Below are 22,018 nucleotides of genomic sequence, written 5' to 3'. Positions count from 1 at the left end.
GATGTCACCAAGAGTAGCGGACGCTGGCGTAGACCGTGCGGCCCAGTCCCCAGCGGCAGCCGACGGCCGAGCAGACCGACACATACTCCTTGTCGAAAATGTTCGAGGCATTGACCGCCAGTTGCGTCCCCTGCAGGGACGGCACCGCCTGCCCCAGGTCGTAATGGACCGCCGCGTCGAACACCGCGTAGTCCGGGATCTTCACCGTGTTGGCGTTGGTGGCGTAGGTCGACCCGACGTAACGGCCGCCGCCGCCGAAGCCCAGCCCCTTCAGCGCCTGCTCCTGGATCGTGTAGTCGGCCCACAGCGAGGCGATGTGCGCCGGCACGTTGTTCAGCCGGTGGCCGGCGTTGCCGGCGTTGTCCTTGGTGATCTCGTTGTCGAGATAGGCGTAGGAGGCGCGGACGCTCAAGCCGTCGGTCAGGCTGGCGACGCCGCTCAGCTCGACGCCGCGCGAGCGCACCTCGCCGGTCTGGACGCCGAAGTTCGGGTTGACCGGATCGGGCGTGGTGACGTTGGTCTGGCGCAGGTCGAAGGCCGAGGCGGTGACGAAGCTGTTGAGGCCCTTGGGTTGGAACTTCACCCCGACCTCGACCTGCTTGCCCTTGGTCGGCTCGAAGGCGGCGCCCTGCCGGTTGGTGCCGGCGACCGGCTGGAAGGAGGTCGCGTAGCTGGCGTAGGGTGCCAGACCGTTGTCGAACAGGTAGGTCAGCCCGACCCGGCCGGTGAAGGCGCGGTCGAACTGGCTGGTCCGCCGGTTGGTCAGGCGGTTCTCGCTGTTCGTCTTCGCCCAGTCCTCGCGCCCGGCCAGCAGCAGCGACCAGCCGCCCAGCCGGATCTGGTCCTGCAGGTAGGCGCCGACCTGGCTCTGGGTCTGGTAGGCGTTCTGGAAGACGCCGGGCAGCCTGATGACCTGATTATAGTTCGGCGCCAGGATGTCCAGCGTCGGCGCCGTGCCGAAGCGGGTGAAATTGTCCCAGCCGATGCGCTGGTAGTCGAGGCCGGCAAGCAGCGTGTGCGACAGCGACCCGGTTTCCAGCGTCAGCTCCGCCTGGTTGTCGATGGCGAAGGTGTCGAGCCGCTCGTCGGCGGTGTAGGTCTGTCGGTTCAGCGTCCGCTGATCGGCCTGGAGGTTCAGGCCCTGGACCGAGGCGTAATCGACGTCGATGTGGGTGTAGCGGGCGTTCTGCCGGACCGTCAGCGCCTTGCCGAAGCGGTGCTCGAACTCGTAGCCGATCTGGGTCTGGTCGCGCTTGAAGCTCTCAAACCCGGTGTCGCCGGTGTAGAAGCTGGGCGAGATCTTGCCGTAGCGGTTCGGCTGCAGCGTGCCGGAATAGGGCAGCAGGTTCCAGATGCCGCCCTTCGGGTCGTGCAGGTAGCCGGCCAGCAGGGTCAGGCTGGTGTCGTCGTCCGGCTTCCAGGTCACCGACGGGGCGATGGCGATTCGCTGCTCCTTGGTGTGGTCGGTCTGCGTCTCGGCGGTCCGACCGATGCCGGTCAGCCGGTAGAGGACTCGGCCCTCCTTGTCGAGCGGCCCGCCGAGGTCGAAGGCGCCCTGCATCATCGCGCCGGTGCCGGTCTGGACCTCCACCTGATGCAGCGGCTCGGCGGTCGGCCGCTTGGCGACCATGTTGAGGATGCCGCCGGGCGACGCCTGCCCGTAGAGGACCGAGGAGGGACCGGTCAGCACCTCCGCCCGTTCCAGCAGATAGGGCTCGGTCTTCGGGACCGCCCAGGTGCCGGAGAGCTGTTTCAGCCCGTTCAGATACTGGTCGAGCGCGAAGCCGCGCGCCGACAGGCTGTCCAGCCGGTTGTCGGCGTCCTCGCTGATCTGCACGCCGGGGGCGTAGCGTAGGACCGACCGGACGGTCTGCGGCCGGCGGGTGTCCAGCTCCTCCCGGGTGATGACGTTGACGGTCTGCGGGGTTTCCAGCAGGGCGGTGCCGGTCTTGGTGGCGCCCACCGAGGCGGGGGCGACGTAGCCGTCGGCCGCCAGCGCCGGGTTGCCGGGGTTCGCCGTCACTGACACCGCAGGCAGGCTGAGCGTCGCACCGCCCTGCGGTCCAACCGCCTGCTTCCCAACCCCTTGCTGCCCGGCCGCATCCTGTCCCCAAGCCGGCGTCCAGACGGTCGCTGCCACCGCCAGCATCGCCGGGATCGTGGCATTGCGCCGGCTCCTCTTCTTCCTCCGGCTCTCCGCCGCCCGGATCCGCACCGTCTGCCCCATCGCATCCTCTGTCGCTTGTCCCGCTGTGCGCCGGAAGCATCTACCGGCCCCTAATGAGAATGAGTATCATTCCTCATTGCATTCCGCTCCTGCGGGCGGGACAGGAACTATCGAGACGAGGCCATGCGGCTGCTGAATTATTCGCTTGCCAGCCTGGATGCGCCCGAACAGCCGACGGTGCTGGCGATCGGGCGGGAGCGCGGGACGAAGCCGGTGACGATCCGCTGGCACAGCCATGCCCGCGGGCAGGCCGTGGTTGTGTCCACCGGCCTGCTGACGATCTACACCCGCCAGGGGAACTGGATGGTGCCGAGCGGCCATTCCGCTTGGATCCCGCCGGGGCAGGAACATGCATTGCGGCTATGCGGGAATTTCTCCGGTTGGTACGTCTATGTGGCGCCGGAGATGTGCGGCCGGCTACCGGACCGCTTCGGCAGCGCCTCCACCCCCAGCCTGTTGCGGGAGGGGATTGCCCGCATCAGCCATTGGCAGGACGGCGCCGATCCCGGCACGCGCGAGGAGCGGCTCGGGCTGGTGGTCCTCGACGAAATCGCGGCACTGCCGCTGGAGCATGAACATCTGCCGATGCCGGCCGACCGCGCGATGGCGCAGATCGCCCGCATGATCATCGACGACCCGGCGGACGACCGGTCGCTCGATGCGCTGGCGGACGTGGTCGGGTTGTCACGGCGCACCGTCACCCGCCGCTTCGCCGATGCGACGGGAATGAGTTTTTCGGCCTGGCGCCAGCGTCTGCGCCTGTTCCAGGCGGCGGAAATGCTGATGACCGGCGCCCCCGTCACCACGGTGGCGCTCAACCTCGGTTACGACAGCCCGAGCGCCTTCACCGCGATGTTCCGCCGCCATTTCGGCGTTACCCCTTCCCGCTTCGCCAACCATCGGGAACATCCGCCATCGCACCAAAGCTCATCGTCGAAGTGATGGTGGGTGAATCAAGGCAATCCGTTTTGCGGATGCGGCGTTGTTATGCCGCCCCGCACCTGTAGAGGCACCGTCAAGTTCGGGCTATGCGGCCGTGTGCGGTGACGGTATAGGGCCGAGATGACGACGCGCCCCGACCCGATTTACACCGGCTACCGGTTCCCCGCCGAGGTGATCAGCCACGCGGTGTACCTTTACTTCCGCTTTGCGGTGAGCTTGCGCATGGTCGAGGAGATGCTGGCGCTGCGCGGTATCACGGTGAGCCAAGAAACGGTGCGCCAGTGGGGCCTGAAGTTCGGACGCGCGATCGCCACCCGCATCCGCCAGCGGCGCCTTGCTCTGGGTGACAAGTGGTACTTGGACGAGGTGGTGATCAGCATCGCCGGCCAGAAGCACTACCGGTGGCGCGCGGTAGACCAAGCCGGCTTCGTGCTCGACGTGCTCGTCCAGAGCCGGCGCGACACGAAAGCCGCCAAGCGCCTGCTGCGCAAGCTGCTGAAAAAGCAGGGCCGAGCGCCGCGTGTGATGATCACGGATAGCTGAAGTCCTACGCGGCAGCCAAAAAGGATCTGAAGCTGCGTTGCGAGCACCGCCAGCACAAGCGCCTGAACAACGGGGCTGAGAACTCGCATCAGCCAACCCGACGACGCGAGCGGCAGATGAAGCGCTTCAAGTCGGCCCGTCAGGCGCAGCGTTTCCTATCAATCCACGAGCCGATCCATAACCTCTTCCATCTTCGCCGCGATCACCTCACCGCCTCCGAGTTCCGAGCCGCCCGCGTCCAGGCCTTCGCTGCCTGGGCCGACGTGGCCGGCGCGCCCTTGGCCGCGTAAGCACTCGGTCCATCGGCTATTTCCGGTCAAACCGCGCCGTCCCTCATCACCGCTGACAACGAGTTGACGGTGCCCTTCCGCCGCAAGTCCCGTTCACGCCGTCCTGACAGGCATATGCGGATATAGACGGTCGCAGCTCCCTGCTCTCTTTGATAGGTTATCAAAGCCGATCGCACCCGAAAGTTACGAATGCGATGAATGTAGCTGTCTAGTCACAGTAAGTAGCGACGGAAGAGCGAATTATGGCCGGAAAACATACCCATGAGGCCCAAGTTGTCGATCGAGATGACGAAGGTACTGATTTTGGCTGCTACCGGATTTTTCCGCGCTTACGAATTCTCATGCGTAACGGGAATAAAATCGAGATCGGCCCACGCGCAATTGATATTCTGTGGCTCCTCGTTAAGGCGAATGGGGAGCTTGTCACAAAAGACTATATCCTTGAGACCGTATGGTCTGGGTCCATCGTTGAAGAAAATAACTTGCAAGCACAAATGTCCGCCATAAGGCGTGCTTTACGTTCTGATCGAGACATGATTCGGACAGAGTTCGGACTTGGATATCGACTTGTCTGCAAGCAGCGCGACAATGCTGCCTCGGACCAGGTGCTCGGCAAGTCGGCAGCGCGAAGGCTTCCTATTCCGCTGACACCACTGCTCGGCCGCGACACGGAGTTGCTGGAACTTGGAAACTTGTTTGAAAAGTCCCGCCTTCTGACGATCGTAGGTGCTGGGGGTGTTGGAAAGACCAGATGTGCATTTGAATTCACCAAGCGTCTAGCTGAGCAATATGGACATGATGTGCGGCTGGTTGAGATGGCCAAAATCTCCGACGCCCCACTGGTCGAGCCATCGATCGCAAGCGCACTTCAAATCCCTAGTCTCGACATGTACCATGTCCAGCAGATCCTTGGGGGTGTCCAGACAAGCCAAATCATACTCGTTATCGACAACTGTGAACATTTATCCAACGCAATTGCCGAAGTAATTGAAGCGTTGCTGACGAATGCTCCGCAGATGAAGATCTTGACTACCAGCCAGGAACCACTGGGGCTCGGCGGGGAGCAGGTCTACCGGCTTGGTCCACTAGCCGTCCCACCGCAAAATATCGCCGATATAGAAACTGCTCTACGGTTTCCAGCCTTCGAGCTTTTTGTGGAACGCGCTTCGGCCAATGCCCACAATTTTCAAATCGATTTAGAGCTTGCCAACGCCATTTGCCATCGCCTTGACGGATTGCCGTTGGCTCTGGAACTGGCGGCAGCGCGCGTTGCAACGCTCGGGCTGAGCGGCGTCCTGGCAGCGTTGAATGACCGGTTCAACCTGCTGACGGCCGGGCGTAGGACCGCCCTTGCCAAGCACAGAACGCTCAGAGCGACCATCGATTGGAGTTATCATCTGCTCGATCAGGAAAAGAGATTGATGCTTAGACGCATATCGGTTTTTTCCTCTCCCTTTGATATCAGCGCCGTCCGTGCGGTGGCAGCGCCGAAAAATAACGATCCCTGGTATGCGGTTGACATCCTGGGGGCGCTCGTTAGCAAGTCACTATTATTGCTCGATTTGAGCCAGACAAAACCTCAGTACCGATTTCTCGAGTCCATCCGCTTTTACGCACTTGAGAAGCTGGCGGACGATGTAGAGTTGAAATGCGTCATGGAACGATATGCGGAGCACGTCCTTACTGCGGTCCGACAAGCGAACGAAGACTGGAAAACGCTATCGACAGATGAGTGGCGATCATCCCACGCCGACATTATCGATGACATCCGTGGCGCGCTTGACTGGGCATTTTCTGCCAATGGCAACGTGCAGGTTGGAACCAGTATTCTTGCGTGCGCGACACCATATTGGGTGCAGCTATCACTTCATGACGAATGCCGAAATCGCATTTCGCAGGCGCTGAAGCGGTTTGCAGGGTCTATGGCACCTAGCGAGGAGATGTCTCTTCAGGCAGCATTGGGAACTGCACTTAGCTGGGCTGTGGGGCCTGTAGCAGAGGCAGATGGCGCGTGGCAAAGAGCGCTATCTTTGGCGCAAATCCATGCAGTTACTGAGATCGAACTCCAGGCGAGGTATGGGCTGTGGCTTGTCAGTCTTAAATCCGGTCGATTTCGGGATTCGCTGTACCATTCGCAAGAAATGCTACAGTGTTCACTCGATGCCGATGATACCGAAGCGGTGGTGGTCGCCGAACGCATCGAGGGAGTTGCACAGCATTTTTTAGGCAATCATGATCTCGCGCTCGAGCTTCTTGAAAGAAGCCTTCGTTGGTTCGAGGTAAACTTACCGGCACAGAGGTTCAGGTTCGGGCTCGACCAAAACGTCGCCGGAAAATCGTTTCTTGCGCGGACGCTATGGGTTCTGGGTCGTGTCGACGAGGCAAAAGACTTGGCTGCTCGCTCCGTGTCGGAAGCGATGCAACTCGACCATGCCAATACTCTATGCTGCGCGCTTGCAGAAGGTGAATGTACGGTCCATGGCCTCGAAGGCGACGTCGAGGCGGTGAAGAGCGCAGCCGCTTCTCTTCGGCATGCGGCCCGCCAGCATGGATTGGGATTTTGGGACACCTACGGTGCGGTATTCGAAACCTGGGCGACCTTGGAGAGTGGGAAAGCCGTTCCTCTGACTGAACTCTCATCCTTGGTTCAGGCGGTCACCAGAGCCGGACTCCATCCGAAATACTCAACTCTTTTCAGTGACATTCTTCTCGCCACTCAGCGAAATGAATGGGACCATGCTCCTCTTGTGCCTATAGAAGATTTGCTCATGAAGGAAAAAGACACCGAGCGGTGTTGGGCGGATGTCGAATTCCGCCGTGCTGCAGTCCAATTGGTCGATCTTCCATCGGTGATAGAGGTCGATCTTTGGGAGGAATTAGAGAAGGCCTGCAACCAAAATGCCTCGTCATGGGCGCTCAAGATTGGCATTGATCTTGTATCCCGTGAAGCTTCAGGCGGGCCTCCTCATAAGGCGCTTCGTGTGCTCTCTGAATTGATTGAGCGACTGCCTGATAGTCCCAGCAGTCGGTACGTCAGCATTGCGCGTTCGATCTGCAAAGATCAGCTACGCGGTGCATAAATCCAATAATTTCCGCCATAGCCTGGTCTGAGCGCCAAGTGCGGTAACCTCGGTCGAGCCACCTTACATCATTTTTATGGGTTCGGTCGACGAGCCCATACGCCTCCCGGGGGTGTGCGGCCAGATGGCCATAAGGTCCATCTGCCATTCAAAATTCAGACGTCTGAAAATCAGCATCATAGTCCCTGATCCGACCAGGCAATACCTTCACCCTGTCGACCCGGCAGTTTCAGCGGTCAGGCACTTGATCGCACGACAGAGGAGATGAAGGCAGTGGCTGAACTTGTCGCAGTGTATGCCGTCCCCCACACACCAAGCTTTGTAGCAGACGCCCAGCTCAACGGAGAAAAATCGGAGGCAACGCGGTACTTTGCGGAAATTCGAAACCATCTCGAGGCCGCCAAGCCGGACGTTATCGTTACGGTAAACAACGATCATTTCAACACGTTCTTCTTTGACAATTGGCCGACATTTGCTATCGGCACTGCCGAGATGACGGCTGGACCGAACGATCACACTCCCGGCATGCCTTGGTACGATGTCCGCGTCGAGGCGACCGCCGCGAAACATATGTTGTCGAGGTTGATTGGCGCAGGATTCGATTTCTCCTCCACGGTCGATTTCGAAATCGATCACGGCGCGCTTGTGCCTCTCCATTTCCTTACCCCGGATATGCATCTACCGATCGTACCGATCTTCGTGAACTGCGTCGTGCCGCCATTGCCCGCCGCGTCAAGATGCCTTGCCCTGGGTCGTTCGCTTGGGGAGGCCATACGGTCTTGGGATAACGACGCCCGTGTTGCGGTTATCACAAGCGGATTTCTCAGCTTAGAAATCGGTGGACCGAGAGTTATGGTCGACAAGACTTTCGGTGTTCCGGACCCTTCTTGGGCGGCCTGGATTCTCCAGGAAATCAAGACCGGACATTATGACGATCTGATCTCACAGGCAACCGAAGGCCGCATGCTCGAAGCTGGCAATGTCGCCGGCGAGCTTCTCAATTGGATTGTCGCTTTAGGCCTCGTCGAGGATAGAACCCCAACAATACTGATGGATCAGCCACACTTGGGCAACGCCTTCGCTGCCTGGGATATAAGGAGTGCGCTATGAATATTTACCTCATTCACACTCTCTGCCGTCGCGTTCTTCACGACATGGAATTTCGTAAGCTTATCCTGGCATCGCCGGAGTCTGCCTTACAGACGATGCCTTTCTCCGAGGAAGAGCGGGACGCGCTTCTATCGGGCGATGTCGGCCGCTTGAACCGCGCGGGTGCATCCGGCTTCCTGCTGTTGATCCTGTCCCGGTTCGAGGTGTTCGGTTTGGCATTGCCGATATTCAATCGCCGGATGCGCACCGGGAAGCTGGAATAGCTGCCTCGATTCAATCCGGGGACATCTCAAAGAAAAAAGACAGGCGGAAGAAGCAGCTTCTTGTGGAGGAGGAGCTGGAGGAAGTCCTGTCGTCTGTAAGTTCAATAGGGAGGGTAAAATGAGCGAAGGTGAAGTTCAGGAAATAGGTCCCATCCAACGTCGAACACTCGGCAGCAGTTTTATCGGTTGGATGTTCGACGGATTTGAAACCAGCACCCTGATTTTGGTTGGCGGTATTGCCGCGATGTCTCTGCTGGTCAATCCAACGCCCGACGAAGTCAGGGTTGCCGTTGGTTATGCGATCGGCGCAACCCTTCTAGGGTGGGCTGTCGGTGGCACGATCGGAAGCATCATGGCGGATCGGATCGGCCGCAAGCTGATGCTGATGATTTCGATTGCCGGATACTCTGTACTGACGGCGCTGACCGCATTCAGCCACACATGGACGATCCTGATTGTTCTGCGCTTCCTCACGGGGGTGTTTTTGGGATCTGAGTGGAGCACCGGAACCGCACTGGTGGCCGAAACCTGGCCAGATCGGGCACGCGCCAAAGCCCTTGGCATCATGCAGTCCGGCTATGGTTTCGGCTTTTTTCTCGCTGCCGGTCTTTGGCTCTTTATCCAACCGAATTTTGGGCCGGACGGATGGCGCTTGATGTTCCTCATTGGCGTGCTGCCCGCATTCGTCCTCCTATACATCCGCCGAAAGGTTCCGGAGTCAAAGGTTTGGTTGGAGGCGGTCAAGGAACACGAGCTCGATGAGACGATTAAAGTTCAAAACGGTTCCCGCTTGTCGATGCTGTTCGGTGACCCGGAAGGATTGAAGCGCGCGGTTGCCACCTTGGTGATTGCAGGTGTGACCGTATCCGTATTCTACGGGATATCCGCGCTTATCGGCCCCTACATCGGCGGCCTTGCGGCAAAAGAGGGTCTGAATGCAAGTTCTTGGGCGGCAATCAGCGCGCTCGTATACAACGGCGGCGCCATTGTCGGCTACATAAGTGCAGGTTTCATCGCCGATCGCATTGGCCGTAAACCATACATGTTTGCCATGTTCGGTGGTGCAATTTGCGCAGGCGTAATCCAGGCCTACGTGCCTGAAACGCTGACATGGGCGTTGGTGTCGGTCTTCATTCTTGGGATGTTCACGCTCGGCGTTTTCTCCTGGATGCCGATTTATCTGCCCGAGCTTTTCAAGACGAAAGTCCGGTCAACCGCGTCGGGCATCGTCTTCAATCTCGCCCGATTGGTCTCATTCCCTCTTCCGATCATGACCGCCTTCCTGTTTTCAACTTTGGGAGGATTTCATACGACAGTCCTCTCAATGGTCTTTCTTTATGTCGTGGCGATTCTTGCACTCTCGTTCCTGCCGGAAACCCGCGGCAAGCCTCTTCCCAGATAACAATCGAAAATTCCAATAAGGAGACGTGAAATGAACCTCGAAATCGAAGACAAGGTCGCCATCGTGACCGGAGCAAGCGCCGGAATCGGCTTTGCCGTTGCGGAAGAGCTTTTCACCAATGGCGCACGCGTGCTGGTCGTCGCGAGAGACGAGGGGCGGCTGGCGGACGCTGCCAATAAGCTGGCATCGGCGGCCGCTGGTCGCTCCGGCGACGTCGTGGCCCTGGCCGCAGACGTCGCCAAGCCGGAATCGGCTCAGTTGATCGTCGATCGAGCCCTCGAAGCATTCGGCGGGATTGATATCCTCGTCAACAACGCGGGGCGCGCTCATGCTGGCGGGCTGCTGACCTCCACGGATCAAGATTGGGAGGAGATGACTGGCGTCAAACTGACATCCATGAGGCGGCTTTGCAAGGCGGCGATTCCCCACATGCAGAGAGGCGGATGGGGCCGCATCGTCAATATGTCCTCCATCGGAGGTATCCACCCCAATCCAAAGCTTTTCGTATCTCACGTACTGAGTGCAGCCATCAACAATCTGACAAAATGCCTCGCGCTGGAAGTCGCAAAAGACGGTATTCTCGTGAACGCTATCGGAATTGGCGCGGTGGCAACCGACAACTGGGCGAATAACATGGTGCCGGCGGTTCGCCGTTCGCGCCCCGAGTTTGCCGATCTGTCGGATGACGAAGTAATCGCTCGCATATCCGCCGAATGCACGCCGATCGGACGAGCGGGGACAGCCCGCGAAATCGCGGCGATCGCGGCATTCCTGAGTTCCGGCAGGAACGGCTTCGTGACCGGCGACACGATCGAGGCGTCCGGCGGCGCCGACCGCTTCATGTAATTCGATAGGCCGTTCTGACCTCGAAACGGCGAGGGAGCAGTTTGTATTGCCGACGTGCCCGGCCATCGGCCGGGCACCGAGGACGCCGTTTCGGATCACCATTCAATTCTTCGGAGTGCTGCGATGATCAAAATCAATGTCACCGCGGATGAGGCGCTTGTCTACCATCACGAACCCAGCCCTGGCAAATACCAGATTGTTGCTTCCAAGCCGTTGAGGACGCCACGCGACCTATCGCTGGCCTACAGCCCCGGCGTGGCGCACCCGGTTCGAGCCATCGGGAAATGTGCTGACGCTGCCTACGACTATACTGTGAAAGGGAATATGGTCGCGGTTATCTCCAACGGCACGGCAATTCTGGGTCTTGGCAATCTGGGTGCACTGGCGTCAAAACCCGTGATGGAGGGCAAAGCAGCTCTCTTCAAGCTCTTCGCGAATATCAATGCCGTCGATATCGAGTTGTACTCGGAAAATGTCGATGAATTGGTCAAGGCGATCCACATGATGCAGCCGACATTTGGTGGCATCAATCTGGAAGATATCAAGGCTCCTGAATGCTTCCTGATCGAAGAGCAACTCAAGATGTTGATGGATATTCCCGTATTTCACGACGACCAGCATGGAACAGCGGTCATCGTGGCCGCCGGTTTGATCAATGCGCTGACGCTTGCACACAAAACGATTGACAACACAAAAATTGTGCTCAATGGCGCGGGTGCGGCCGGAATTGCATGTTTGAAGCTTTTGCATGCGATAGGTGCCCGTCCGGAAAATACGATTTTGTGCGACTCGCAGGGAACCGTCTGGTCCGGTCGCGGCAATGGCATGAACCGCTGGAAGTCCGAACTGGCAGTCGACACCCCCGCAAGGACATTGGCTGAAGCACTCGTCAGCGCCGACGTGTTTATTGGAGTATCGGTCAAGGGCGCCCTGACAGGCCAGATGCTCCGATCGATGGCCGATGATCCGATTATCTTTGCATTGTCCAATCCTGATCCCGAAATTACCCCAGAGGAAGCTCTTGCCGCTCGCAGCGATGCGATTATTGCGACCGGCCGGTCCGACTATCCCAATCAGGTGAACAATGTGCTTTGCTTCCCATATATCTTCCGAGGAGCGCTCGACGCACGAGCAAGAGAAATCAACGACGAGATGAAAATTGCCTGCGCGTTCGCCCTCGCCGAACTGGCTCGCACGGCGGTACCGGAAAGCGTCAAGGTCCTTCACGGCAAAGATCTGGCATTTGGTCGAGATTATATTATTCCATCACCATTCGATCCGCGGTTATTGAGTGTGGTTGCGCCTGCCGTAGTTCGCGCAGCTGTTGAAACCGGAACGTCGCGGCATGCAATAGACCTTAAAGAATATCAAAAAGCCCTGAGTACCTGTGCGGCGACCGCCTATTAGCCCGGATCATTCATCAGGGTTTTGGAACGGCTGCCCGAAGGCGCGTCGATAGGTGGCACCAATGGCGGTTCCGTTGCAAAGTTTGACGGCGGATGCGGTGAGCCGCGGTATCGACACCGTCAGCCGACTGCTCCGAACAAGCTGGCGACGAAGGCCGCCTGGGTCGGCATGTCGTTGGCCGGAAGGGCGGCGACCTGCCCCTTGCGTACCATCGCCAGGATCTCGTAGCCGGCGAGCGTCCGGCGCGCGGTGTGAAAGCCCTGGAACCCGAGCCCCGGCCGGACCAGCGGCTTGATCCGTCGTTGATCCTGTTCAACAATATTATTGAGGTACTTGACCTGACGCAGCTTGGTGAAGCGCCGCAGCTCGCCGGCCTCCTTCATCGTCTTGGTCGCGCTCCGTAGGCAGCGTTCTTGTCCACGGTGAGGGTGCGTGGGTTCACCGTATGCGCCTGCTTCAGCGCCTTGCGGAAGAAGCACAGGGCGGCGGCCGCATCACGCTTGGCGCTGAGTAGGAAGTCTATTTACCCGCTCGTTCTACCGGCCGCCACCACCCTGGCCCTTTTTGCACCAACGCCCATCGGCTCCCGGCTGGCAGCATCAGGGGCTCTGTTGCGAACCCCTTGCTGTATGCGCGTAATAATGGCCACCGGCATCACTGCCGATGCTACGCTGCCTGGAGTGACGTGAACCCGCCGCACGGGATCGTTCACCCTGCCGAGAGATCGGGCAAAGCGAACTCCTGCAGGTGGCCTGATGGGTTCGCGTCCGTTCCCGGGTCTTCAGGCAGTTCGACCTTGAAGTGACGCCGCAGGACGTCGGCGACGAGCTCGTAGCACGATCCGATCCTGACAACCTCGAGCTCGGGGAAGCGTATGATCGTGGCAGAGCGCTTGTATGTATGGTACTTGCGAATACCGTAATCGACGGTGATGTCGGCGATTTCTCGAATCGCCGGCTGGATGTCGTCCACGCGGAATTTCGGCCCGGTCCCCGTCAGGTTGGCGGAGGATCCGAAGATCGGGTGCAGGTTATCCCGACTGAGCCGACAGAGTATCGCGGAACAAGGGACCGGCGTTCAGCAGCATCGCGAGGGTTCCGTTGGCGGTGCTGGTGGCCAGGAGACCAGGCGGCACGTTCCGCAGCATCGGATGTCCGGGGTCGAACGGCGCCACGGCCCCCAGCGGCAGATCGTAGTCGGACGTGATCGCCTCGATCATCTCCCGTGAACGCGTATCAAGGACGTGCAATTCACGTTGCGTGTCCAATCCGCACAGGAATGCGTTCCGCTTGTGTCCCCCCCGTCCCTTGGCCGAGTTGATTCTTTTCACCGCATCTTCGGAGCCGCCCATCAACGCGTAGCCCACGTCGTTCGGGAATATCGCGATGCCTCCATCCTTGAGAACGTCGAACACTCGCTCTGCGTCCCTACGCACGTCGATGATTGCCATGTGATGATCCTCCAACTTTCTGTGAGTGTTTTCAGTTCACGACCTGGGCTGCGATCCGCCCTTGCTGTCTGGCCTTGATCGGGACCAGCGCGAGAGCGCACACGGCCGCGATGCACAAAGAGGCGCTCATGAATGCGAATCCGGCGCCGAAGCTGCCGGTGGCTTTCACCAAGTAACCGATGGCCGTGGGGGCCAGGGTGCCCCCGATCTGGCCGGCCGTGCTGACGACTCCGGCATACGCTGCCCGCGCGCGGCCGGGAGCGAGGTCGAGCACCACAGCGCCGTAGGTGGCCAGTCCGGCGTACATGAAGAGGCCGGCGATCGAGAGGGACGCCACCGAGAGAGCGAGCGTCGCCGAGATGAAAGCTCCGAACAGTGCCAAGCACGCCAGCAGATAGACGGTCGCCAGGAAGTAGGGGCGCCCGCGACTTCCGATCCTGGCCCCCGCCCAGCCCGCCGCGAGTCCGCCGCAAAGCCCGAACAGGTAGGGGAGACCGCCGAGAATGCCGGCGCCTTTGATATCGATGTGGCGTTCCAAAGCCAGATAACTTGGCATCCAGCCCAGGAAGCCCCAGTATGCGATGCTCCAGAAGCCGTAGGCACCGCAGATGAGCCAAAGCGACGGCTCGCTGAGCACACTGCGGAAGCCGGCGTCGGTGGCCCGGTTCTCTTCGTTCTGCGCTTGTGGACTGACCGACGGCACCAGCGCGAAGTTGACCGCCGCCACTGCCAGTGCAGGGATTGCCAGCAGCAGAAACACCTCATGCCAGCCGAACGACGTCAGCAGCATGCCCACGACGGGTCCCGTCAGCGCAGGCGCGATGGCGAGCGCAGTCACCCATATCGACATGGCTCTTGGGCGGTCCTCCGCGGCGAAGTTGTCGCCAATCAGCTTGTAGGTCGCTGCGTTCGACAATCCCTCGGAAACGCCGAACAACAACCGCGCCGCGATCAGTGCAGCGACCGTCGACACAAAGCCGGTCAGACCCGTGAAAAGCGCCCAGAAGAGTGGACCGATGATCACGACGGCGCGGGAACCCCATTTGTCGGCTATGATTCCCCCGGGTATTTGCGACAGCAGGTACCCCAGGGAGAAAGAGGACAGCACAATCCCGAAGGTATCGGTGTCGATGCTGAGGGACTTCATCATTGATGGGCCGGCGAAACTCACCACCACCCGGTCGGCGTAATTCACGAATTGCATGACCCAGATGGCGATCAGAAGCTTGGCGTTTCCACTCATGGCATGCCCTCCTAAAGTTTGTTTCTGAGCTGCTTTGTTCGTTGCAACGGATGTCCGGCCTGCTCTCCTGTAAGGGCGCGGTAGGAAGCCGGCCTGGACAGGCCCGAAGCAGCCCGCGAGCGCGCCGCGGCGAAGCGGCATCGTCAAGTTGTCGGGCGTGAGCCAAGGGTCAGGCGCGATTGACAGCGAACAGGACAGGTGCGGGCCAAGCGGATTGCTCGATGCCGCAGACGTCGCACCACGTGTCGACGGTGTGGACTCGCTCAGCGCGGCAGTCGTTTGGCCGTCATGCCGGCCTCATACCCAGCCCGCGCCTCTCAGGCAAACCCACCCAGCCGCCAACTTGACGATGCCCTGTGAATGATCCCAATCACGCCACCGGATCACAACCATTCTGCCGTGGAGGCGCAATTCATCAGCCGACCGTCACACGGGAGGATGGTTTGCCGTAAAGTTCCCGGATTTTTGCTTTGAGCAGCTTTCCCGTCGCGGTGTGCGGCAATTCGTCGACGAAAATCGCGTGATCGGGAATCCACCACCGTGCCACCTTACCCTGGTAATGTGCCAGGATTTCCCGTTCCGTCAGCGTTGAACCCGGGCGACGCACGACCACCAGCAGCGGACGCTCGCTCCACCGCTCGTCGGGATGGGCGACCACCGCCGCTTCCTGCACCGCGGGGTGGGCCATGGCGATGCTTTCCAGGTCAATCGAGCTGATCCACTCGCCGCCTGACTTGATGACATCCTTGGAACGGTCGACGATTTGGACGTAGCCGTCGGCATCCATCGTCACCACGTCGCCGGTCTCGAACCAGTCAGGCGTGGCCTGAGGGGCCTCGCTCTCTCCGCGGAAATAGCCGGCGGCCACCCAGGGTCCGCGCACCTGCATGTTGCCGAACGCAATGCCGTCATGGGCAATCTCGGTTCCGTCACCGCCGACCACTCGGAACTCCATGCCGAACAGTGGGCGTCCCTGCTTGGCAGAGAAGGCGGTCTCCTGCGCGGACGTCAATATCGGCCGGTTCGGCTTCGGGCTGTTGGCAAGGCCGACGGGGCTGGTTTCGGTCATCCCCCAGGCATGCAGCACCTCGACCTTGTGGTCGCGAAACCGTGCGAACATCGCGGGCGGACAGGCGGAACCGCCGACAGCGACGCGCTTCAATGGCCCGAAGGACTTGTCGTTGGCCGCCGCCCAGTCCAGCAGTGCCATCCATATGGTCGGCACGCCGGCGGTGAAGCTCACTTCTTCATCGATGATCAGCTCGTGCAGGCTCGCCCCGTCCAGCTTCGGTCCGGGCAGGACCAGCTTGGCCCCGACCAGCGCCGCGGCATAGGGCAGGCCCCAGGCGTTGACATGGAACATCGGCACCACCGGCATCGCAACCGAGCCTGCGCCCAGCGCGAACACGTCCGGCATGCACACCGCCATCGCATGCAGCACGATGGAGCGGTGGCTGTAGAGCACCCCCTTGGGATCACCCGTGGTGCCTGAGGTGTAGCACATCGCAGCCGCTTCGTTCTCGTCGAACTGCGGCCAGTCGAACCTGTCCGGTTGGACGGCCAGCAGATCCTCGTAGCAGAGCAGGGCCGGAAGCCTGCGGGGTGTCGGCATGTGGGCGGCGTCAGTCATCACGACGATCACCTCGACCCCGGTCAGCCGGTCGGCAATCGATTCCAGCATCTCGACGAAGCTCAGCTCGACGAACAGCATCCGGTCGCCCGCATGGTTGACGATGTAGGCGATCTGGTCGGGGAACAGGCGCGGGTTGATGGTGTGGCAGACATGGCCTGCTCCCGACGCCCCGTAGTAGATTTCCAGATGCCGGTAGCCGTTCCACGCCAGCGTCCCGACCCGGTCACCGCGTCCCAATCCAAGCGCAGCCAGCGCATTGGCGAGCTGCTGGCTGCGCGTCCAGGTCTTGGCATAGGTCGTGCGATGGAGCGGCCCCTCGACCGTGCGCGAAACGATTTCGGTATCGCCATGATTGAGCGCGGCATGGCGCAGGATCGAGGAAACCATCAGCGGCACGTTCATCATGGTCGAGCGCATCGTTCACTCCCTTATTTGATGATCTTGCTGTGCGCCGGCTGCACCGCCCGATGGCTGACGCTGCCGGATCCGGTGACGCCGATCTTCTTTCCCGTCAGGGCACGGAAGCGGTAGCGCTTGCGATGCCGCCGGACAGTTGCGAGACGTAGGAGGTACCGAACCCTTCAGAGCGGATCGGCGAAGCCGTCACAACGTTTTCGGAGCGGAGCCGGACCCCGCGTGCCGGTGGCTGCGGGGGCGCACCTATGGACGTTTCCGGCTTTGGCCGGGGCATCATTGAACGTCATTCCCGCTGTTGCGGAACCCTGCTCCATTGCCGGCGAGATTCATGCTTCCCTCCCATCGGTTGTTCCGGAAAGCTGCAAGGTCACTGCGGTCGCGCCCCGCCCCCTAAGGACAAGACGCTCTTCATCCGGGCCCTCCATTGTTCGCTGGGTATAGCATTTATCATCACAACATGCAACATCATATTATACTATGTTGGATGCCTGCCCAACCTCTGCTCCGGCCGCAGCGTCGCGAGCCTTCCGCACCATCTCCTCCCCCGGGATCAGCGACTTGTCGTATATGTGGCAACAACGCGTCGGAGACTTCTGGTCGTCGATGTTGGGTCCGGCCGCTCCGGCGGGCTCCATCCGGCGAACGATATGGAAGGTGCTCAGCGCATTGCCGCAGCCGGTGTCGGCGTCGGCCCTAACCGGAATCGAGACGGCGTTGGCGAGCGACTGCGCCGCGTTGGCTTGGTCGTGCATCTACAGGATGCCGACCTTTTCGATCAGAAGCTTGCCGAACGCGTCATGGATGTTCGGAACCGGCGGCGCATTTCGCGCCTGGATCACGTCAAATAGCCGCTTACTCTTGGACCTCCGCCCCTCCGGCAGATTGGTTCACCTCGACTGCCTCGTAACGTCAGGCCGCAGCCGTTCCAAATCTCCAGGCGGGATCGATTCGTCAATTCAATCACTTCCAAACATGGATATGCCCTCGCGCGCCCCTGCTGTGATCAGGCACCAGGAACAATGCATCACGACATTTTGATTGTCGGTATTATGCCCTGAGCGGCACCTCACTCGATCTGCCCGGCCGCCTCGAATTCCAGCATCCGCCCGTTGCCGAGCTTGGTAGAGGAGATGCGGTAGCGGAAGGAATCCCAACGGAAGGTGGCGATCATCCGCTGGATCGGCCGTCCGCTTCCATCGCGCACCAGCCGGTCCAGGATGAAGACCGGCGCACCCGGCTCCAGCCCAAGCAGGGCCGCCACTTCCCCATCGCACGGGGCGGCGCGCATCTCCTGCTCGACGCTGCCGGGCTGGATGCCACGGGTGGATAGAAGGTCGAGCATCGTCGTTTTGACCAGCGCCTCGCGCGGAAGCATCGCACCGATGGCCGCCGGCACATGGGCCAGCGTATGAAGGATGGCTTGACCCCGCCGGCGCCGCACGCGCTCCACCTGAAGAACCGGCTCGTCGGCGGGAGCCTCCAGCGCCTCGGCCACCTGTGCGGTGGGCATGCGCCAAGCGTAGGACAGCACCTCCGCCTCCATGCCGCGGCCGATCTGCAGGATGGAGGCCAGTTCCTCCTCGATCCGGGTGTTAACGGCGGCAGTCAGCATGGCGGCAACACGCGCCTGCCGGCCGCGGCCACGCTCTATCAAGCCCTCGCGTTCCAACTCTTCCAGGGCACGGCGGACGGTGATCCGGCTGACCTTGTGCTCGTCCTCCAGTTCCTTCTCGCTGGGCAACAGCGAACCGGGGGCAAAGATACCGGCCCTGATGGCATCGCGCAGGGTCTGCTGCACCCGCATATAGAGCGGCTTGGCATCGGCAGCGGCCTCGTCGGAACGACTAGTCATAATATCTCCTTGAAACTTATCATGCTATATGATACGTAGGGCCAGCATGTTTCGGATAAGTCATAACATGTGATGGTTCAAGTCCGATACAGGGAACAGAACTTATGACAATGGCTCACACCCTCAGGGCACAGCTTCGCGATGGCGGGCTCCTCGTCGCTCCCGGCGTTTACGACGGCATCACCGCCCGGCTGGCAGTCCAGGCCGGGTTCGAGACCGTCTATATGACGGGCGCCTGCGTGTCGGCCGCCCGCGGCTATCCGGATTACGGCCTGCTGACCCTGACGGAAATGGCCGAAGCGGCCGGCGTTATCGCGGCCGCGGCCGGCGTGCCGGTCATCGCCGATGCCGACACCGGCTACGGCAACGAGCTGAACGCCACCCGGACTGTGCGCGAATACGAGATGCGCGGCGTTGCGGCGCTCCACATCGAAGATCAGGTGATGCCCAAGCGCTGCGGCCATCTGGACGGCAAGGAGGTGATCGGCCGCGAGGAATTCGCCGCCAAGATCGCCGCCGCCGCCGCGGCACGGCGGTCGCCGGACTTCGTGGTGATCGCGCGGACCGACGCCCGCGCCGTCGCCGGCCTGGACGAGGCGGTCGCCCGCGCCAATCTGGCGCTGGCCGCCGGGGCCGACCTCGCCTTCGTCGAGGCGCCCCAGTCATTGGAGGAGGTCGCCGCGATCCCGCAATTGGTCAAGGGTCCCTGCCTGCTGAACGTCGTCCCCGGCGGACGGACCCCCGACGTGACGATGGCCCAGGCGGCGGAGATGGGGTTCCGGGTCGCAATCCTGCCCGGCCTGCTGATCACCGCCGCCATCGGCGCCTTCGACGCGGCACTTGCCGCCTTCGCGGAATCGGAGTTCGTCCATTCCAGCACCGGGCCGAACGTCCGTGAACTGTTCGGCCGGCTCGGCGCGCCGGAATGGGACCGCCTGCGCCGCCGGTACGCCCAGGCTGAGGAGTGACGGCAATGCCCCGCACCCTGTTCGACCGCATCTGGGACAGCCATGTCGTTGCCGACCTGGGCGACGGCTGGGCCCTCCTCCACATCGACCGTCATCTTCTGCACGATCTGTCGGGAACCGGAGGACTGCAGGAGGTCGAGGCCCGCGGTCTGACGGTCCGCCGTCCCGACCTCTGCTTCGCCACGGCCGATCACGCGGTCAGCAGCGCCCCGGGCCGCACCGGAACGAGCTATGACCGGGGGGCTGCACTCTACACCGGCCTGAAGGAGCGGAGCGGGCAACTCGGCATCCCCTTCTTCGACATTGGGCGGGACGGGCAAGGCATCGTCCATGCGATGGCCCCCGAACTCGGCATCACCCTGCCCGGCACGATCCTGGTCTGCGGCGACAGCCATACCTGCACTAACGGCGGGCTGGGGGCGATCGCCTTTGGCATTGGTTCGTCGGAGCTGGTCCATGTCCTGGCGACCCAAACTCTGCGGCAGCGCAAACCCCGGCAGATGCGCATCACCCATCACGGCTCCCTGGCGCCGGGGGTTACGGCGAAGGATCTGGCTCTGCACGTCATCGCCACGCTCGGGGCCTCGGCCGGCACCGGCTTTGCCATCGAGCATGCCGGGCCGGGCATCGCCGACCTGCCGGTCGAGGGTCGGATGACGCTGTGCAACTTGTCGGTCGAGTTGGGTGCCAAGATCGCTCTGTGCTCCCCCGACGACAGGACCATTGAGTATGTCCGCGGCCGGCGCTTCGCCCCCGCCGGCGATGCATGGGAGGCGGCGCTGGCCGACTGGCGCCGGCTGCGGTCAGATGACGATGCGGTGTTCGACGCCGAGGTTCGCTTCGAGCTGGCAGAGGTGCCGCCGACCGTCACCTGGGGAACCTCGCCCGATCAGGCGGTGGCGGTGACCGGCAGCGTACCGGACCCTGCACACGCGCCCGACCCGACCAGAGGTGCTGCCTGGCAGGCCGCGCTCGACTACATGGGACTGCAGCCGGGCCAGCGGCTGGAGGGGACAAGGATCGACTGGGTTTTTATCGGCTCCTGCGCCAACTCCCGGCTGTCCGATCTCAGGGACGCCGCGCGCATCGCCCGCGGGCGCCGGGTCGCCCCCACCGTCCGCGCCTGGGTGGTGCCCGGCTCCGAAGCGGTGCGGCGGGCGGCCGAGGCGGAAGGGCTGGACGAGGTCTTCCGCGCCGCCGGGTTCGAATGGCGGGAGCCGGGGTGCAGCATGTGCGTGGCGGCCAACGGCGAGCAGGTGCCGCCGGGCGCCCGGTCGGTCAGCACCTCCAACCGCAACTTCGTCGGCCGTCAGGGACCGGGCGCGCGCACCCATCTGGCAAGCCCGGCCATGGCCGCCGCCGCAGCCGTCACCGGAGCGATTTCCGATGTCCGGAGGTTTTGAAGCAATGCAGCCGTTCAAAAGAGTCACCGGCCCCGCAGCCCCACTGATGCGCCGCGACATCGATACCGACGTGATCATCCGGATCGACCGATTGACCCAGTACACCCGCGGTCAGCTCGGCCCCTTCGCGCTGGAGGCGCTGCACGGCGACGATTTCGTGTTGTCTCGACCGCAGTTCAGCAGCGCGCCGATCCTGCTCGCCGGAGCGAACTTCGGCTGCGGCTCCTCCCGGGAGGCCGCGGTCTGGGCGCTGCAGGAGGCCGGGCTACGCTGCGTGGTCGCCGCGTCGTTCGGCGACATCTTCTTCTCCAACTGCATCCAGAACGGCGTACTCCCGGTCGTGCTTCCCGAAGCGACGGTGGAAGCGCTCGCCATGCAGGCCGCCGACGGCGCCCCGCTGACGGTCGATCTGGAGACCTGCACCGTCACCGCTCCCGACGGAACGGGGCACACCTTCACGCTCGACAAGATGCAGCGGGAAACCCTGCTGGAGGGGCTCGACGAGCTGGGCCTGACTTTGCGCTGCGTCGACGACATCGCCGCCTGGGAGCGTGCCGACGCCCTGCGTCGCCCCTGGGCGGTCCCAACCATCCGGAAGAACGCCGCATGAGTTCGGTTCACGAAATCCGATCCGACCGCGCCGCCACCGATCCCGCCGGCCCGACCGGGCGCCTCGCCACTTGGCTCGCCGGCCTGCGGCTGGCGGATGTGCCGGAGCGTGTCCGCTGGCGGGCGATCCATCTTCTGCTCGACGGGATCGGCTGCGCCTCGGTCGGCGCCCAGCTGCCCTGGTCGCGCCGTGTGGTGGAGTCTCTCTGCCGCCTGGAGGGGAGGGGACCTGCCCAGCTGATCGGCTGGAACCGCGGGGCGCCCCCGATCGTCCTGAAGCTTGCCGCTTCCTGACGCCTTGGCCAAGCGCCATAGGGCGTCTGTGCGCAGCAA

18 protein-coding genes and 2 pseudogenes are annotated in these 22,018 nt (G+C 61.9%); 12 read left to right on the top strand and 8 right to left on the bottom strand.

Going from position 1 to position 22,018, the window contains the following annotated elements:
* Positions 1–4: 4 nt before the first annotated feature.
* Complete coding sequence (locus ABNQ38_RS31230) at positions 5–2,227, bottom strand: TonB-dependent siderophore receptor (protein WP_377810180.1); 2,223 nt, start codon at positions 2,225–2,227, stop codon at positions 5–7.
* Positions 2,228–2,350: 123 nt separating this feature from the next.
* Here ABNQ38_RS31230 and ABNQ38_RS31225 point away from each other — a divergent pair, with 123 nt between their 5' ends.
* The 8 genes and pseudogenes from ABNQ38_RS31225 to ABNQ38_RS31190 all read left to right on the top strand — a co-directional run bounded on the left by ABNQ38_RS31225 (position 2,351) and on the right by ABNQ38_RS31190 (position 12,110).
* Positions 2,351–3,169, top strand: a complete 819-nt coding sequence (locus tag ABNQ38_RS31225; protein WP_377810179.1) for an AraC family transcriptional regulator — start codon at positions 2,351–2,353, stop codon at positions 3,167–3,169.
* A gap of 120 nt (positions 3,170–3,289) precedes the next feature.
* Positions 3,290–4,002, top strand: a pseudogene (locus ABNQ38_RS31220) (IS6 family transposase).
* Between the two features lie 242 nt (positions 4,003–4,244).
* Complete coding sequence (locus ABNQ38_RS31215; RefSeq protein WP_377810178.1) at positions 4,245–7,082, top strand: winged helix-turn-helix domain-containing protein; 2,838 nt, start codon at positions 4,245–4,247, stop codon at positions 7,080–7,082.
* 273 nt (positions 7,083–7,355) lie between these two features.
* On the top strand, positions 7,356–8,192 hold the full coding sequence (locus ABNQ38_RS31210; RefSeq protein WP_377810177.1) for a hypothetical protein: 837 nt from the start codon (positions 7,356–7,358) through the stop codon (positions 8,190–8,192).
* Entirely contained in the window at positions 8,189–8,455 is a 267-nt protein-coding gene (locus ABNQ38_RS31205) for a hypothetical protein (RefSeq protein WP_377810176.1), read from the top strand. Before ABNQ38_RS31210 ends, ABNQ38_RS31205 begins: the two co-directional genes overlap by 4 nt.
* Before the next feature lie 118 nt (positions 8,456–8,573).
* Complete coding sequence (locus ABNQ38_RS31200; protein ID WP_377810175.1) at positions 8,574–9,857, top strand: MFS transporter; 1,284 nt, start codon at positions 8,574–8,576, stop codon at positions 9,855–9,857.
* Between the two features lie 30 nt (positions 9,858–9,887).
* Positions 9,888–10,703, top strand: coding sequence for an SDR family NAD(P)-dependent oxidoreductase (locus tag ABNQ38_RS31195; RefSeq protein ID WP_377810174.1), 816 nt, complete (start codon positions 9,888–9,890; stop codon positions 10,701–10,703).
* Between the two features lie 123 nt (positions 10,704–10,826).
* A complete protein-coding gene (locus ABNQ38_RS31190) occupies positions 10,827–12,110 on the top strand; it encodes a malic enzyme-like NAD(P)-binding protein (RefSeq protein ID WP_377810173.1) in 1,284 nt (427 codons plus the stop codon).
* Positions 12,111–12,229: 119 nt separating this feature from the next.
* On the opposite strand, the pseudogene ABNQ38_RS31185 reads toward ABNQ38_RS31190, so the two are convergent.
* The 7 genes and pseudogenes from ABNQ38_RS31185 to ABNQ38_RS31155 all read right to left on the bottom strand — a co-directional run bounded on the left by ABNQ38_RS31185 (position 12,230) and on the right by ABNQ38_RS31155 (position 18,705).
* Positions 12,230–12,570 (bottom strand): annotated as a pseudogene (locus ABNQ38_RS31185) (DDE-type integrase/transposase/recombinase).
* Positions 12,571–12,818: 248 nt separating this feature from the next.
* The gene (locus ABNQ38_RS31180; protein ID WP_377810172.1) at positions 12,819–13,082 is read right to left on the bottom strand and encodes a hypothetical protein; all 264 of its coding nucleotides are present in this window, start codon (positions 13,080–13,082) and stop codon (positions 12,819–12,821) included.
* Between the two features lie 58 nt (positions 13,083–13,140).
* Entirely contained in the window at positions 13,141–13,560 is a 420-nt protein-coding gene (locus ABNQ38_RS31175; RefSeq protein WP_377810171.1) for a Sua5/YciO/YrdC/YwlC family protein, read from the bottom strand.
* Positions 13,561–13,591: 31 nt separating this feature from the next.
* Positions 13,592–14,803 (bottom strand): MFS transporter, encoded by a 1,212-nt coding sequence (locus ABNQ38_RS31170; RefSeq protein ID WP_377810170.1) that lies wholly within the window; start codon positions 14,801–14,803, stop codon positions 13,592–13,594.
* A 415-nt stretch (positions 14,804–15,218) separates the two neighbouring features.
* A complete protein-coding gene (locus ABNQ38_RS31165) occupies positions 15,219–16,853 on the bottom strand; it encodes a long-chain-fatty-acid--CoA ligase (RefSeq protein WP_377810169.1) in 1,635 nt (544 codons plus the stop codon).
* Between the two features lie 470 nt (positions 16,854–17,323).
* On the bottom strand, positions 17,324–17,605 hold the full coding sequence (locus ABNQ38_RS31160) for an isocitrate lyase/phosphoenolpyruvate mutase family protein (RefSeq protein WP_377810168.1): 282 nt from the start codon (positions 17,603–17,605) through the stop codon (positions 17,324–17,326).
* A 314-nt stretch (positions 17,606–17,919) separates the two neighbouring features.
* Entirely contained in the window at positions 17,920–18,705 is a 786-nt protein-coding gene (locus ABNQ38_RS31155; protein WP_377810167.1) for a GntR family transcriptional regulator, read from the bottom strand.
* A gap of 110 nt (positions 18,706–18,815) precedes the next feature.
* On the opposite strand from ABNQ38_RS31155, the gene ABNQ38_RS31150 reads away from it, so the two are divergent.
* The 4 genes from ABNQ38_RS31150 to ABNQ38_RS31135 are packed head-to-tail and all read left to right on the top strand — an operon-like array spanning position 18,816 to position 21,979.
* Positions 18,816–19,673, top strand: coding sequence for an oxaloacetate decarboxylase (locus tag ABNQ38_RS31150; RefSeq protein ID WP_377810166.1), 858 nt, complete (start codon positions 18,816–18,818; stop codon positions 19,671–19,673).
* Positions 19,674–19,678: 5 nt separating this feature from the next.
* Entirely contained in the window at positions 19,679–21,076 is a 1,398-nt protein-coding gene (leuC, locus tag ABNQ38_RS31145; protein ID WP_377810165.1) for a 3-isopropylmalate dehydratase large subunit, read from the top strand.
* Positions 21,060–21,686, top strand: a complete 627-nt coding sequence (gene leuD / locus ABNQ38_RS31140; RefSeq protein ID WP_377810164.1) for a 3-isopropylmalate dehydratase small subunit — start codon at positions 21,060–21,062, stop codon at positions 21,684–21,686. Before leuC ends, leuD begins: the two co-directional genes overlap by 17 nt.
* Positions 21,683–21,979: an MmgE/PrpD family protein gene (locus ABNQ38_RS31135; protein ID WP_377810163.1), complete on the top strand. Its 297-nt coding sequence runs from the start codon at positions 21,683–21,685 to the stop codon at positions 21,977–21,979. Before leuD ends, ABNQ38_RS31135 begins: the two co-directional genes overlap by 4 nt.
* Positions 21,980–22,018 lie beyond the last annotated feature (39 nt).

Source organism: Azospirillum sp. A29, from assembly GCF_042604625.1.
Taxonomy (GTDB): Bacteria; Pseudomonadota; Alphaproteobacteria; order Azospirillales; family Azospirillaceae; genus Azospirillum; species Azospirillum palustre.
This window is presented reverse-complemented; position numbering and strand designations above follow the sequence as displayed.